We start from the raw sequence: 13,802 nt of genomic DNA, 5'->3' as shown, positions 1-13,802 counted from the left end.
ACAATTGGCCTATCTCGCCGTTCATCTCATCCAGATGCCACCAGTGCCTAGTGCCACGCCCATTGGGGGACCGCTTACAGGGAATTTCGCCTGCGGTCAGCGAGCCGAAACGGTTCCACCACAATCGAATGTCTCGTGGCAGAAGTCATGTCCTGACCCAGCCATCCCCCTGCAAACCTGCACTTGGGGATGCGTAATTTGATATGACTGCCCTTCGGCAATCTCCGGGCATTGCATACCGCCCCCATTTTGCATTTCCAGATTGCCACTGAGGCAGTCCTTCGGCGGCACGACCGCCACTTATGCGAACATATCCCGCAAATGGACCAAAGGAGGATTCTGCGCGATCTGCGATTGTGGCATTTTGCCTGCCCTCGCCAGCCTCTGGTAAACTCCTGTGTTTGCGAGCGCCATGTAAGTCACGGCCATGCGGCAGAAATACAGTCTGTGGTCAAAACCCCTTCCGGTCAATTTCTCGTAGTGATCGAACGTTTGCTCTTCACCCCGGAAGCCAGTTAGGCGCCTGTCCCCTCCACATAGTCCATCGATAGCAAAGCGCACTCGCTAGCCTGTGCGGTCGAGGCTCAGGCCTCGCCCTACACCCCCTCACTCAAACAATCGGGGCGATCCCTGTGGCAGGGCCATCGCCACTTTCAGCAAATACTTTCAACGCTGCAGCAAGAGCATTGAACGATTGAGAGATGGCCTCACCCATTTGATCCATCATAGGATCTGCCTGTGGTCCATAAAAGGTATCGGTGGTTGTGTAGATACACCCCCCATCCGCCGGAGCGAGATACTGATCTCGTCGCGTCCGGACATCGCCCTTTTCATAGGCCCATGCCAGATGTTCAGGCGGCAGTTTTTCGACCAACCGGTGTTCAAAAACCTCCACCTTGCCGGTTATCCCAGCGTTATTGACCCACAGTTTGACCCGACTCCCCAGATCGAGCGACGATTCAATTCGTGCACTCAACGGATTCCAGAGGTGATAGTTGGGCAGATCGGTCAAAATAGCCCATACCGCCTCTCGTGAAGCGGCAATCGTCACGGGTTCCGAGCTGACTATTCTGGTCCGTTCCATTTAGAGAACACCCTCTTTCTGTTCGATAAGTTCGATCCTCACCCCGTTGGGATCCAGCAGCCGCAAAGAACCGTTGTGGACTGGCTGATCTTCCGCCCAACCTTGCGAGGCGCCATACAGCTTACTTCTGGCTTCCAGAATCGAAGGTACATAGAAGCCAAGATCGTAAAATCCGGCTCTAACCGGCACTGCGTACTCTTCCACGTAACGCGGTGCCGGATTGAAGAACTGGAGCAGTTCGATGACATCATCACCATTGCGCATCATCTGTGCGATCGCGCTGCTGCTTTCCTCTTCGAACATCAGATCGAGTTGGCCTGGGGGATCCCGATAGTCGAAGACTTCGTCGAGGGCGAAACCGAGTGACTGATAGAACGCAATCGACTGATCCAGATCGCGCACACAGATTCCCGAATGCGAAAATTTCCGGCGCACACCGGGAACCGCGGAAGAAAATCCGCCGGGACCATAAGGCTTAGTCGTCCACACTTCTACACGAATGCCATCAGGATCGGTGCAATAGATCATGTCCATGCTACTATCATCCTGCATGTAGGCAATGCGCGTTTCAGCGGCTATATCACCTCCGCGCTTGCTCACCGCAGCGAGGGTTTCATCATAATCCTCGACATAAAAGTTCAGGTGCGTGAGCCCCAGCGCGGTCATCGGACGACGCTTGCGATTAGTGCAGCCATCGGGATTCGGGAAACGCATAAGACGAAGCCCAATACCCTGCTCGTTCCGCAGCGTTCTTACACCGCTTTGCGGCTCCACATGCCCGTGGTTCCCACTCGCCACAGCAAAGCCCAGTGCTTCATAAAAATGCACCGACGCAGCCAGATCTGACACATACAACCCTCTATATGCTAGCGAGATAGACATCGATCTGCTCCCTCGGTTTCGTTGGGTAACGCGCAAAGTGTTCCATATGCAGCACGTGTTCCGCTCCGCGCACCGGTGTCGCGTTTGCGTGACACGTGCATAAACTCACAGGACATGCTCGACCGCTTGATCTTGCACAACGTGTCCAGCGGAGAGATTCTGCGAACCGCAATGCCGAGCATCCGCATCGACCCCATTAAAATTTGTGAACCATAGATCCTTGCAATCGGTACGGAAGGCCTCCGGTCGTCATCGGAGTATGAGATGAGATACGAAGGCTATCAGCGATAGCGTCATGGTAATACGTGCACTGTCCACCATGCCCGTATTCAGAGCCGTCAACAAAACTCGATCTGGTTAGAGATTTTTCTCTCTATTTTGTGCTGCGTCAGAAACATCTTTCATCTGATAAAAATAAACAACACAATTCATCTCCATATATTTTCTATATATTACCCTTTTATATTCATTACTCTATCATATTTCTATGCCGACATTCGTTCACCACCATTCACATCCAACGTCACCCCAGTCAGCGCACTGGCATAATCGGACGCAAGAAACAGAACCGCCTTCGCACATTCTTCGTCCGTAGGAATTCTCCCAAGCGGTATGCGCGCACGGATAGGCGTCAACATGTCCTCCACAGTGCAATGGCGTGCCTCCGCCTGCATTTGCAGGTAGGCTTGCGTAGTGGCACCCCACATCCATCCGGGACGTGCACAGTTCACCCGAATATTGTGCGGGCCGAGCTCTGCCGCCAATTGCCGGGTTGCACCTTCGATCGCAGCCTTGGCTATCGCATAGGCCGACTGCTCCGGGACATGCTGGACCGCCGCCATCGACGAAACGTTGACGATCGCGCCCCCGCCCCGCGCTTTCATCGATGCAACAACTGCCTCAGCCATGCGCAGAGCGCCAAGGCAGGTTATGTTGAAATTGGCCATCCACTGTTCAAGCGCGGTCTCTCCAAAAGGACCGGTTGCCTCGGTTGAGAAGGCACAGTTGATCAGGCCATCAATCCGGCCAAATTCCTCCAGTGTTGCTTCGGCCAGCCCCCTGCAATCCGATGCGCTGCCGATATCAGCGACACGGGCGATGGCTTGCCCACCAGACGCCCGTACTTCAGCGGCAGTCTGCTCGGGACCTTCTCGAAATTGGGTCGCCACCACAATCCGCGCGCCTTCTTTGGCCCCCAGCATTGCTAGACGTCGGCCAAGACCGGGACCCGCTCCGGCAATGATCAGCACTTTGCCTGACAGCAACATCCCACCCTCCTCATGAGCGCCAGCCCTCCTGTTGCCCGCACGTATTGTTCAGAGCGAAACATCAAAAGCGATGCGGTCGCAGTTCTCTCGCATCACTCCGATTCAACTGGGCCGGACCGATAAACGGGCACGCCAAGGCGACAGCGGCATGGACAATTGGAATCCCTTCTTGTCCGCCATTCGACAATGGCCAGACTGTGCCCCAAGATACTTCGAGCCGTATGGATACCCCCGATGTCGGAAGCATTTGCGTACAACTGCGCTGCATCAGGCATGCCCCAGCACCCCTGCATCGAATAACATGAGATCAGAATGTGAACGACGTTTCCACGCCGTATGTGCGTGGTCGGTTGAAGGCACCCGTCAACACCCCGGAAATGTCCGCCGTCTGTGCAACGCGCCGTTGGTTCAGAAGATTTTCACCCCAGATCGAGAACCGCACTTTACCATCCCCGAGCGGAACATCGACTAAAGATGCACGCGCCCGCACCATCCATTGCGAACGTGATGTAATCGCTTCACGCAAACCCTCGTCAGCTAGGGGCAGGATGATGCTGAGCGCCGGGATCAGTCGCGAACGATAATCTCCCTGCACCATGAACGAGAAATAAGCCCCGGAAGAGGATGGCTCCGTATCGTACGATACAGATGTCGAAAAAGTCGTTTTCGGCGTGTTCTGCCGGGTGACCTTTCCTGCAAGATCAATCGGCTCCCCGGTTTGCATGGTCACGAACCGTTTGAAATTGAAATCGATAAGCCCAAGACTTGCGTTCAGAGTGAGACCTCGTGCGGGTGCCAACGTCGCTTCCGCCTCCAACCCCTTGATCCTCGCCTTGCCGGCATTTTCATAGACCAGTCGTCCATTCTGGTAGTAACTGAGTTGCAGGTCCTTGTAGTCGGCCGTGAACACTGCGGCGTTGAGCCTAAGCGTCCGATCAAAGAAATCTCCCTTGAACCCGACTTCATAAGAGGTCAGCGTCTCGGGATTGAACTTCACTGCATTGTAAATGCCGCCCGCCAGATAGCCCGTGCCAACCTTGGCATAGACCATCACCTCAGGCATAACCTTGTAATCTGCAATCACCTGCCAAGTCAGCTTGCTGAAGCTCACTTTGGAATCGACGTTCAAGAGATCTGGTCGAAAATTAAGTTCGCGCCGCTTGTCCCAGGTCTGCCGAAGCCCCCCAGTCAGGCCAAGTTCGTCAGTGACATGCAAAGTACCCTGCCCATAGACCGCATAAGCGGTATTACGCGCCTTGTAATCCGAGAATATATCCCCGGGGCGGAATGCAATCGGCTGACCTTCGGGCGGGAATGACATGAAAAACGGTACTGGATTGTAATCCCGCGCACGTTCCTGAAAATAGAAGAACCCGCCAACGAAATCGATCGCGTCACCAGAATAGGTCACCTGCGTTTCATTGGAAATCTGGCGCTGAAACCGGTGCGAGAGCGCGTCTAGGATGCTGAACCGCGAACCCGGTTCACCATAGGGATCGTAGAGAAAATTACCGTCAAACGAATTGCCGTTATTGTAAACCTTTGAGCGGCGGTATGCTAATATGTTTTTAATATTCAACGTGTCATTCAATTGGTACTGCAGAGTAAGACTGTGGCCATAAACTTTCAGCTTGTCAGTGCCACGGTTTGCATCGTGAATCGCTCGCAGCGGCCGCGTACTAACCACATTCGTGCCGCCAAGGCCCGGTTGCTGCGAAAAGACAAACTGAACATAGTCACCAATCGGATTGGATCCAGGGATGTCGTCGGCTCCACGAAAGCCGAACACCTGCATGGCCGTCTGCGTCCCCGCGAAGTCAGTATAATCGAACTTGTAGTCTGCCGTGAACGGACCATTCTCGTAGTGCACGGCAGCGAAGAACGCGTCGGTATTCTGCATCCCCAAAGTTTTTGGGGCCTTCAATCGCCCGAAGCGCCCCTCGGTCGCCTGCGTGTAGTCCCGCACCACCCCGGCTGAGAGGTTCTTCACCCAACCATCATACTCCTTGTGCATATAGGTCAATGATGCACTGAAGCCTCCAAATTCAGGCAAATCCACCCGCGTGCGTGCGCGTAGTTCATTGAACCGGCCGTAGCTTATGTCTTGCCGGATACCGAACTCACCTGGCGGCGTGCGTGTAATGAAGTTGATCGCACCTCCGGTAGTATTGCGACCGAACAAAGTCCCTTGCGGCCCCCGCAGCACTTCGACGCGTTCAATATCGGCAATGTCAAACAGCGACGCCGCCGAACGGCCGAGATAGACGTTGTCCAGATAAAGACCAATGCCATTGTCGACCTGGCTTTGCGTTTCGCCGGCGACTACGCCCCGCAACGCATATATCGGAAGAGCCGCGCTGCTTGGTTGCGTCAAAACCTGCAAGTTAGGCACCACTCCGCTAAGGCCCGTCGTGCTGGTAATATGGGCATCTTCGAGAGTCTGAGCGTTAAGGGCCGTCACAGCCACAGGCACATCCTGAAGCCGCTGCTCTCGCCTTTGTGCCGTTACGATTATGTCCTGCAACCCTGTGCCATCGGTCGAACTGGTGCCCGACGAAGTCGTACCCTGAGCGAACGTTGGGGAAGCAAAACCAAGCATAAGCGAAGTGCCGCAAAATTGAACGCACCGGATTAAATCGATACGATGGAATTTTCCCCCATTCATGTCCGCTTTCTCCCATTTTTCATTTCATATTTTCTTTTTCCACTTCGTAATTATTGCTCCTCTCACTAGCAACCTCGACCTCTCGCAGTTTCATATATTGTTACCGAGCGCGCCAGTAATCGAGCCGCACGCCCGCTGCGAAAGGGCGCAAGCGCGACCATCCCCCTTTCCGCCTGACGTATCCCAACGAACAAAGGCGCTTTTTCAATCTTCGTGAGGGCTATCGAAAGACACAGTCGGTAAATTGGTATCAAAATTTGATACTGTAAGGCACATCGCCCGAAACGCCCGAAATTGCTCTTCTTTAATGGAAGCATCGGACTTGCATTCATCGCTCGGAAGATGAAGATTTAAGCCCTCAAAAATATCTCATCAATTTTAGAATAGCCAGGAAAGAACTCTGGATGCTCACAAATATTTACGTGATTGATTACGTATTGAAGTCTCTCGAAGACTCCAAGGATCGACTCGACAAGATTTTTGGTAGTGAACCACTATGGATTCATCCAGACATGACTCCTGGTCAGGCAATCACTGCTATGTACTACCAGCTACCTGGAAACGGGGAGATGATGCATGCGCTCGGCTTGTTTCAAGAAGGTGGCGATTCCATTCGTGTGGCGCATGATCGCCTGTTCCTGATTGGGATCATGTGCGACGATATGGACCGCACAATGGCCGAGATTTCTGCGCGTGGGCTGAGCTTTGTACACCCCGAACCCCAACGCTATGCCGTGGGCGAAAGCAATACGCTGGGGGTGCTGCATGGCGTGGAGATCTTCATCGCCCGGCATATTCCCGGTGGGGACAAGATTGCTCGCGAAATGATGTTCACCAAGGATGGCTCGTCTGATTTCGGGGACGAGACGCAAGGCGGGATTTTCAAGGGCATCAGCGGCCTGGATTTCGCTGTATCCGACATGGACGCAGCGCTCGATACGTTTCGCGCCGTGTTGGGTACAGAGCCTATCAACACCACCCCTCGCACTGCGGAGTTGGGTGTCCGTTCCTATCACTTCCATGCGCCGGGCAACAGAAAAGGGTTGCATGAAATCGGGTTTTTCTCGGTCGACGATGGGGTCGCGAGCGGGGGGCTTGCAGGCCGCATTACCGGCTTCCTCGACAAACATGGAGAGGGCGTTTTTCGCATGGATCTGCTGGTAACCGACATCGATGCCATGCGTGCAGTTTTGGCAGCACGGGGCATCGAATTACCCGCGGGAGACCAGCCAATCCTCTCGGATATTCACGGCACCGATCTTCGTTATGTGACGGATTCACAATAGCCAGAGCCGATCCACAGCATGTTACCGCGCTGACAAGGGACTACAGAGCATGCAACAGCCAACTCCCGGGACAAACAGGTTTGCCCACTACCGCAAGCAACCGATGATGCTGGGCATCTTCGCCACCAACGGGTCTGCATCGGTGGGCATCAACACCGTGCCTAGCTCCTATGAATTGTCGTGGGACCACAGTCTAGCAATCGCAGAACTGGCCGATGGCATCGGCTTTGAATTGTTCATGCCGCTCTCGCGTTGGCGCGGATTTGGTGGAGTGAGTAACTACGCCGCTGAGACATACGAAACATTGACGTACATGGCGGCCGTCGCTGCGGTAACGCGCCGGGTCATGACCATCGTCACCCTGCACTTGCCAGTTGTCCACCCAGTGCTTGCGGCAAAAGCTATTGCCACCATTGACCACGTTTCGCGCGGCCGCGGCGGCATCAATATGGTCATGGGTTGGTACAAGGCGGAAATGGGGATGTTCGGCCTCGCTCCGCATGCAGCCGAAGACCGCTATGTCTATGGTGCCGAATGGCTCGAAGTCGTTCAGCGCTTATGGACGGAGAACAAACCATTCGACCACGAGGGCAGGTTTTTCCAACTCAAGGACTGTATCAGCGACCCCAAGCCAATACAGGCCCGCCCGCCTATCGTAAGTGCCGCAATGTCGGAGAGTGGCGTACGCTTTGCATCGCAACACGCCGACCTCACATTTGCCAGTTTCCACGGACACGAACACTTGCGCGAACACAGCCGCAACTTGCGAAGAGTTGCGAAGGATGCAGGCAATCCGGATGTAGGTCTCGTATGCGTCTCGATCATCGTCTGCCGCGAGACCGAGGCAGAGGCGCAGGCATTCTTCAAGCATTTGCGCGACAACGCTGACCTCATCGCGGCGCGAAACCTCGCGGTACAGTCCGGTACAGATGTCGACGCAGTGCCGAAAGAAAAACAGGAAGAGTTTTTACGCGACGTTGCCATGTCCGCAGGCAGCGTCGCTCTGGTCGGTTCACCTGAGCAGATCGCGAACCAAATCGCCGATCTGCATGCAGCCGGCGTCAACGCGCTGTTCCTTGGGTTTCATGACTACCTCAAGGAGCTCCCCTTCTTCGCAGAGCGCGTCCTGCCCATTCTCGAACAGATGGGTGTACGCATGCCCGTGGAAATTGCCCAGTGAGGCACCTGCTCGGCGCAAGCAAATTACCCCTTCCCTCTTATTGGCCTGGATAACACCATGGCAGACCCCCTGTCCGACAGGACGCTGGATAGGATTTTCCGGAGCGCGCGTAGCTATAACGGATACTACGACAAAGCTGTTACCAACACGCAGCTTCATGCGATCTGGGACCTTATGAAATATGGCCCCACCAGCGCAAACATGATGCCGGCTCGGATGGTGTGGTGTACAAGCGACAAGGCAAAGCAAAAACTGGCAGGATGTGCCAGCAACACAAATAGCGCTAAGATCCTGAACGCTCCCGTTACGCTGATCATCGGAATGGACATGGCGTTTCACGAGCAACTTCCCTGGCTATTTCCGCACACGGATGCCCGCTCTTGGTTTGAGGGTAACGATGCGCTGCGCGAGATCTCGGCCATTCGCAATTCGTCGCTGCAAGGCGCCTATTTTATCATAGCCGCGCGAGCTCTCGGGCTCGATACAGGTCCGATGTCCGGTTTCGACAACGATGCTGTAGACGCGCTTTTTTTCGCGGATTCGCCGAACGTGAAATCCAATTTCATCAGCACATTGGGCTATGGTGATCCTTCCACCATATTTGAACGTCTGCCGCGTCCCGACTTTGCGGACTTCAACCGCCTAATCTGAATGCACCGCTCAAAGCCCTCGGTTGGCTGGATAGACAGCTCCCTTCGGGCCAAGTGATCGTGGCGCACGGAACTCGCCATTCTGCAACGGGAAACCCCAGTTCGTCTCCCGTTGCGCGACGAGGAGCGAGTACCACTGCTTTTGTTCGTTCGGTACGCCCTGATCAACCTTTTGCAATATGCGCATAGTGCGAACGAGCTGGCGCATGTGTTCTTCGATCTGCAACACAGATGACCGGGAAAGCCTTGCGGTTTCGTAACCAAAAAAACTTTCCGTGTTGGCAAAATCCATCTTCACGAAATTTTCGCGAATATCCTGCTCAATCTGCCGGCGCATAGGCCCGCCAGGGCGCCATTCGATATGACGCGAACCGCGAATACGAACTCGATTCCCCGGCAACAGCTCGATGAGTTTCAGGCGGTCCAACCGTGTAAGGAGATTGATGAGCGCGGCTTCGTCAACGCCATATTCGGCGATGATTTCTTCCGCTGTCAATCCATTATAGAGCAACAGGCGAACCAGGGCGAGCTCATAGCTAGCAGCCAGCGCGCTCTCCTGCTGCAGTTCGAGGTCAAGCGTCTGGCGGCCATCGCTCACCTTCGCGAACTCAGCCAGTTCGATGAGACTAAGCCCGATGCACGAGGCGATGTCTTCGAGTGCTTCGATGGGTACGCGTTCGGAATTAAGGTAGCGCTTGATGGTCATAACGCTGACCCCCATGTAGTCCGCAATATCCTGATAACGCATCCCGCGCACTCGAATTTGCTGCTTCAGAATGTCCTTCAACATCTTGCTCTGATTATGAGCGGCGGAAGACTTCGGAGAAATTTTTGATTGCCTGGCCGCATTTTTCTCAGAATGCCGACGGGTCTTCGCGTTTGGAAAACTTTTCTCTTCGTGCATCATCCCACCCTATTTCTTTCTAGTGTCAGCTGTAACCGGCTTATTTATTGCCAGTGGCGCAGCCAATGTCACGAGATCTGTTTCGATCGTCAGGCGCGCCTCAGCCGGAGGCTAATGCACCGCAAAAACGCGTGGTGCCTGAAGGGCCATAGCCCACAGCACAGCAAGTTGGGGGCAAGGGTACAATGCCAGGCTCCAGGCCGATTTCCGAACGCGCGCCGGACGCATTACAGGCAGCGTAAGCGTCTCGAACGCATGTTCGGTCATTTCAAAATCAACCGTACTATCTCTACCCGCTACGACCAGTTGGCGGGCAGCTCCCTCGGCATGGTCCATCTCGGCACTGCCAGATGCTGGCTCGAACTTGCCCACACCGCCTAACCGCGGCCCCATCTAATTCTTGGGTGTGGTGTGGCTGGGGGCTCGCGCAGAATCTGATTGCCTGCGCGAGCCCGGTATTCTGCCCTCTACTGGCCGTTTGAACAGCGTGTTACATCACCGCTGCGGCAAGCAGCCACATCTGCACGCCATTTGTCCATCTTTGCCTGATATTCACGCAATTCGCGTTCTGCATCAGCCTTCTGACGGGCAAGTGTTGCCTGGAAAGCTGCCCTTTCCGCTTCCTGTTTTCTTTTCTCTTCCGCAGCAGCGGCAGCGCGAGCGGCGGCCCGTTCTCTCTCAGCAGCGAGATTGGCCTCCTCAATGCGCTTCCTTTCCTCCGCATCGCGACGTTCCGCTTCGCGCGTGGCCTTTTCGTAAGCCTCATATTCCCGCTTCTTGGCAGGGTCGGTCGACAGGCCATCTGATACTGCACATGACTGGCTCTTGTTTGTCTTGGTGCATTTGGCATCGAATGGGTTGGAGGGAGCTTTCGGGCGGGCAGCAGGCTTGAAGGTTTCTTTGGGAGGGGCATCCGCACCGACCGGTGATTTTGCCGATCCCGCCGGTTGAACCAGCAGGCGCGGTCTGTTCAATTCCTTGTGAGCCGTCGGGGCCTCTGGCGGCTTGGGCAGAACGAACGAGCCATCGTTTATGACCTCAACCGGAATCTGCACAATAATGTTACGGGTATATCCCAAGCCAGGCGCATGAATATAATCCGAGTGAGCTCCCTGGCCAATACAACGCCCATCACTTCGATCGAGAGCATAAGTTACTAAATATTTTTCATAATATATATCTCCGAGCCTATATCCACCCAGGTAATCATCATAATTATCCGTTCCATCTGGATCAGATACCTCACCAAAAACAATTGCCCTGAAATGATCTATCGAAGATTGCTTTTTCAGACGAGCATTGGCTTTCGCCAGAACATTGGCATTCAAGTACGTGTTGATTGCGTATTTTAGTAAATTTTCACAGTCTTTCAGGAAATAATCATTGGGGTACAACCGCCTGCTTGTTGGTTTACTCGAATTGTAATTCGTAGTGTAATAATCGCCATGACTGTCTGGAAGAGAGAATGTGAAGACTGCATTTATGAGATGATTAGCCGGTTTCTCCCCGAGGTTCGCCTGGGCTTCAAGGTAAAGAGCATTCCCTTTCTGGAGTGAGCTTGCCATATCGACGGCCCTATCATCCGGTTTCCAGTCGCCAATGTTGACGGGCGCCTGGTCTGCCCACGCAGAAAGCGGAAACCCAACCAAGAAAAAAGCAGCTATCGCAGAAAGAATTTTCATGTCGTTTCTCACAGGAAGGCCATAGTTTCATTTCCGTCGGCGCAGATCTTCTGATCGGCGGGAAATTACGTGGTAAGACAGGTAAGTATATCAGGCAATCAGAATTGCCATAAGAGCCATCCAGTTGCGATATCGACGCCATTGAGCACAGCGAAGGTGGCAGCCAAATTGCCGAAGGTTGGCCTACCTCCTTCGGGTGTCTACGACTTCAACTGAGTTGACATCTTCATAGCAAGCGCAGCCTTTTCGAGGTTGCATTTCTTGCCGGTTGTGAAGGGACATGAGTTAGATGCCACTCTTACGCTTTTGCTGAGAATGCATGTGATTTGTGTTGCAGTAGCATCGGTGATTTTAGGTTGGCGCATCCAGTTGCTTTGAGCGACTTGCATACATCGACGACCCCATTTGTCCGGATGTCTATTAAACCGAGATCGAGCAACGAGTGGGAATCGGCGCCGAGCAAGAGGCCGTTTAGCGTGCTTCGTGTCCTTGCACCCCTGTAGGGGTATACCCGCCATATTATGAGCAGCTTCTCGGCACAGCTGCACCATGTCCACGAGCTGGAGAACCTCTCTCGGAGGAAGTCCGGAACAATTTTGCGACTGCGTTGCAATAGCGTATAAAATCGCCTAACAGGCCCCTTCCGTTAAGTTTGATCCCCAATCGGAGTCTCGATGCCCTCAAGCATCACCATCGATGATGTGGGCCGCCTTTATCACGGCCACAGTGACTGGCTGCAGGGATGGCTGCGCCGCTATACGCGCTGTTCCGAGAAGGCGGCTGACCTGACGCAGGATACTTTCTGCCGCCTTCTCGAAAGGCGCAACACCGCCATGCCGCGTAATGTGCGCCCGTATCTTGCGACCGTGGCTCGCAGGCTTTTGATCGATGATGTTCGGAGGGCGGAGGTTGAGCGGACATTTCTGGAAGCTCATGCCGCATTGATAGAAGGGGTGGCGCCCCCCAGCCCTGAACGGATCGCCGCAGCGGTCGATGATTTAAGCCGTGTCCTAAAAGAACTCGACAGCCTTTCCGATCGAGCGCGCCGGGCCTTTCTTCTCGCCCGGCTCGATAGCATGCCACACGCCCAGATCGCGGAACGGCTCGGCGTTTCAAAAAGTCGTATCAAGCAATACGTCGCCAAGGGATATGCCTGTTGCTATGCCGCCGCCTATGGGGCTGGCGCTGACTTCTGACAATCTGGGGATGGAGCCAGGCGCAGACGTTGTCGGCGAAGCTGCGCGATGGCTGGCGCATCTGGAATCAGATGACGCGACCGAACAGGATCGAGCTGACTTCGCCACATGGTGCGCTGCCAATCCCGCGCATGCACTGGTGGTCGAGCGTCTGACAGGGACGCGGGACAAGCTGGATAATGCGCCAGACGTTGAACGCGAAGCATTGCGGCGGCTTCTGCTGAGGCCGCCCCGGTCCGCTGGCATTCCTCTGGTGCTCCTGCTGCTCCTATTCGGCGCAAGCTGGATGGTCTGGCGTCTTCCGGCGGTACAACTGGCCCTCGCGGACGAGAGGACATCAGTTGGAGAAACACGCGTCATTGACCTCGCTGATAGTAGCCGGTTGGATATTTCCACCCAAACAGCCGTCAATATCGATGTCGACGACAATCGGCGCAGCGTGACGCTGCTGCGCGGCGAGGTTCTGGCGCGTGTGACGAAGCGGCCCAATGATCCGTTTGTCGTGCAAACCGATGATGGCACGGCAACCGCTCTGGGGACCGCCTACACTGTGCGCAAGGATGTGGGGGGCACTGTGGTGACCGTTGCAGTATCCCGGGTTCGGACCTGCCCGCGCCTAGATCGAGCTGCCTGCCTCACTCTCTTGCCCGGGCAAAGCGTGCGCATGACTTCTCGTACGGTCGAACGACTGGCGGATGTGGAACCAGGCGAAGTCGGTGCCTGGGCGGATGGTTGGCTATCTGCAGAAGACAGGCCACTCACAGAAGTGCTTGATGAGCTCAATAAATGGCGCGGTACGCCCATCGCCTTTGACCGGGGTGCACTGGCCGACCTGCGGGTTTCCGGCGTGTTCCCGTTGCGGGATCCGGACCGGGCCGTTGCTAATCTGACCGGCCTTTTGCCGATCGTACTGGACGAAAGCGATCCTGCCGCTCCTGTCATGCGGCGGCGCTGAATTTATTTTCGCGGGCCTCTGTCCCGATGGCGATCTCACCCGTCCCCTTC

General features: G+C 54.8%; 12 protein-coding genes. 6 read left to right on the top strand and 6 right to left on the bottom strand.

Going from position 1 to position 13,802, the window contains the following annotated elements:
- Positions 1 to 610 precede the first annotated feature (610 nt).
- The 4 genes from MB02_RS11755 to MB02_RS11740 all read right to left on the bottom strand — a co-directional run bounded on the left by MB02_RS11755 (position 611) and on the right by MB02_RS11740 (position 5,833).
- Entirely contained in the window at positions 611 to 1,084 is a 474-nt protein-coding gene (locus MB02_RS11755) for an SRPBCC domain-containing protein (RefSeq protein ID WP_067537539.1), read from the bottom strand.
- A complete protein-coding gene (locus MB02_RS11750) occupies positions 1,085 to 1,966 on the bottom strand; it encodes a VOC family protein (RefSeq protein ID WP_082826150.1) in 882 nt (293 codons plus the stop codon).
- Positions 1,967 to 2,451: 485 nt separating this feature from the next.
- Positions 2,452 to 3,234 (bottom strand): SDR family oxidoreductase, encoded by a 783-nt coding sequence (locus MB02_RS11745; RefSeq protein ID WP_067537534.1) that lies wholly within the window; start codon positions 3,232 to 3,234, stop codon positions 2,452 to 2,454.
- A 307-nt stretch (positions 3,235 to 3,541) separates the two neighbouring features.
- Positions 3,542 to 5,833, bottom strand: a complete 2,292-nt coding sequence (locus tag MB02_RS11740) for a TonB-dependent receptor (RefSeq protein ID WP_067537532.1) — start codon at positions 5,831 to 5,833, stop codon at positions 3,542 to 3,544.
- Positions 5,834 to 6,303: 470 nt separating this feature from the next.
- Between MB02_RS11740 and MB02_RS11735 the strand changes: the two genes are divergently transcribed.
- Genes MB02_RS11735 through MB02_RS11725 form a run of 3 tightly spaced genes read left to right on the top strand, consistent with a single transcriptional unit; the run spans position 6,304 to position 9,016 of the window.
- On the top strand, positions 6,304 to 7,185 hold the full coding sequence (locus MB02_RS11735; RefSeq protein ID WP_067537529.1) for a VOC family protein: 882 nt from the start codon (positions 6,304 to 6,306) through the stop codon (positions 7,183 to 7,185).
- 49 nt (positions 7,186 to 7,234) lie between these two features.
- Positions 7,235 to 8,365, top strand: a complete 1,131-nt coding sequence (locus MB02_RS11730) for an LLM class flavin-dependent oxidoreductase (RefSeq protein WP_082826148.1) — start codon at positions 7,235 to 7,237, stop codon at positions 8,363 to 8,365.
- 57 nt (positions 8,366 to 8,422) lie between these two features.
- Positions 8,423 to 9,016, top strand: coding sequence for a malonic semialdehyde reductase (locus MB02_RS11725; protein ID WP_067537524.1), 594 nt, complete (start codon positions 8,423 to 8,425; stop codon positions 9,014 to 9,016).
- Positions 9,017 to 9,025: 9 nt separating this feature from the next.
- On the opposite strand, the gene MB02_RS11720 is transcribed toward MB02_RS11725, so the two are convergent.
- Positions 9,026 to 9,922: a helix-turn-helix domain-containing protein gene (locus MB02_RS11720; RefSeq protein ID WP_156495506.1), complete on the bottom strand. Its 897-nt coding sequence runs from the start codon at positions 9,920 to 9,922 to the stop codon at positions 9,026 to 9,028.
- Here MB02_RS11720 and MB02_RS18120 point away from each other — a divergent pair.
- A complete protein-coding gene (locus MB02_RS18120) occupies positions 9,875 to 10,300 on the top strand; it encodes a transposase (RefSeq protein ID WP_082826147.1) in 426 nt (141 codons plus the stop codon). The genes MB02_RS11720 and MB02_RS18120 overlap by 48 nt on opposite strands.
- An 86-nt stretch (positions 10,301 to 10,386) precedes the next feature.
- On the opposite strand, the gene MB02_RS11710 is transcribed toward MB02_RS18120, so the two are convergent.
- Positions 10,387 to 11,601 carry a hypothetical protein gene (locus tag MB02_RS11710; protein ID WP_067537519.1) on the bottom strand — a complete coding sequence of 405 codons (1,215 nt, stop codon included), beginning with the start codon at positions 11,599 to 11,601 and terminating at the stop codon, positions 10,387 to 10,389.
- Between the two features lie 674 nt (positions 11,602 to 12,275).
- On the opposite strand from MB02_RS11710, the gene MB02_RS11705 reads away from it, so the two are divergent.
- On the top strand, positions 12,276 to 12,797 hold the full coding sequence (locus MB02_RS11705) for a sigma-70 family RNA polymerase sigma factor (protein ID WP_067537516.1): 522 nt from the start codon (positions 12,276 to 12,278) through the stop codon (positions 12,795 to 12,797).
- Positions 12,763 to 13,752 (top strand): FecR family protein, encoded by a 990-nt coding sequence (locus MB02_RS11700; protein WP_170304719.1) that lies wholly within the window; start codon positions 12,763 to 12,765, stop codon positions 13,750 to 13,752. The genes MB02_RS11705 and MB02_RS11700 overlap by 35 nt, the downstream gene beginning before the upstream one ends.
- The last annotated feature ends 50 nt before the right edge of the window (positions 13,753 to 13,802 follow it).

The organism is Croceicoccus estronivorus, from assembly GCF_001625325.1.
GTDB lineage: Bacteria > Pseudomonadota > Alphaproteobacteria > Sphingomonadales > Sphingomonadaceae > Caenibius > Caenibius estronivorus.
The sequence above is the reverse complement of the archived record's forward strand: the minus strand, read 5'-3'. Positions and strand labels throughout refer to the sequence as shown.

Excerpts from the sequence above, each read along its gene's own strand:
- MB02_RS11755 (WP_067537539.1), bottom strand. The coding sequence starts at position 1,084 with ATGGAACGGACCAGAATAGTCAGCTCGGAACCCGTGACGATTGCCGCT.
- MB02_RS11750 (WP_082826150.1), bottom strand. The coding sequence starts at position 1,966 with ATGTCTATCTCGCTAGCATATAGAGGGTTGTATGTGTCAGATCTGGCT.
- MB02_RS11745 (WP_067537534.1), bottom strand. The coding sequence starts at position 3,234 with ATGTTGCTGTCAGGCAAAGTGCTGATCATTGCCGGAGCGGGTCCCGGT.
- MB02_RS11740 (WP_067537532.1), bottom strand. The coding sequence starts at position 5,833 with ATGCTTGGTTTTGCTTCCCCAACGTTCGCTCAGGGTACGACTTCGTCG.
- MB02_RS11735 (WP_067537529.1), top strand. The coding sequence starts at position 6,304 with ATGCTCACAAATATTTACGTGATTGATTACGTATTGAAGTCTCTCGAA.
- MB02_RS11730 (WP_082826148.1), top strand. The coding sequence starts at position 7,235 with ATGCAACAGCCAACTCCCGGGACAAACAGGTTTGCCCACTACCGCAAG.
- MB02_RS11725 (WP_067537524.1), top strand. The coding sequence starts at position 8,423 with ATGGCAGACCCCCTGTCCGACAGGACGCTGGATAGGATTTTCCGGAGC.
- MB02_RS18120 (WP_082826147.1), top strand. The coding sequence starts at position 9,875 with ATGCCGACGGGTCTTCGCGTTTGGAAAACTTTTCTCTTCGTGCATCAT.
- MB02_RS11720 (WP_156495506.1), bottom strand. The coding sequence starts at position 9,922 with ATGATGCACGAAGAGAAAAGTTTTCCAAACGCGAAGACCCGTCGGCAT.
- MB02_RS11710 (WP_067537519.1), bottom strand. The coding sequence starts at position 11,601 with ATGAAAATTCTTTCTGCGATAGCTGCTTTTTTCTTGGTTGGGTTTCCG.
- MB02_RS11705 (WP_067537516.1), top strand. The coding sequence starts at position 12,276 with ATGCCCTCAAGCATCACCATCGATGATGTGGGCCGCCTTTATCACGGC.
- MB02_RS11700 (WP_170304719.1), top strand. The coding sequence starts at position 12,763 with ATGCCGCCGCCTATGGGGCTGGCGCTGACTTCTGACAATCTGGGGATG.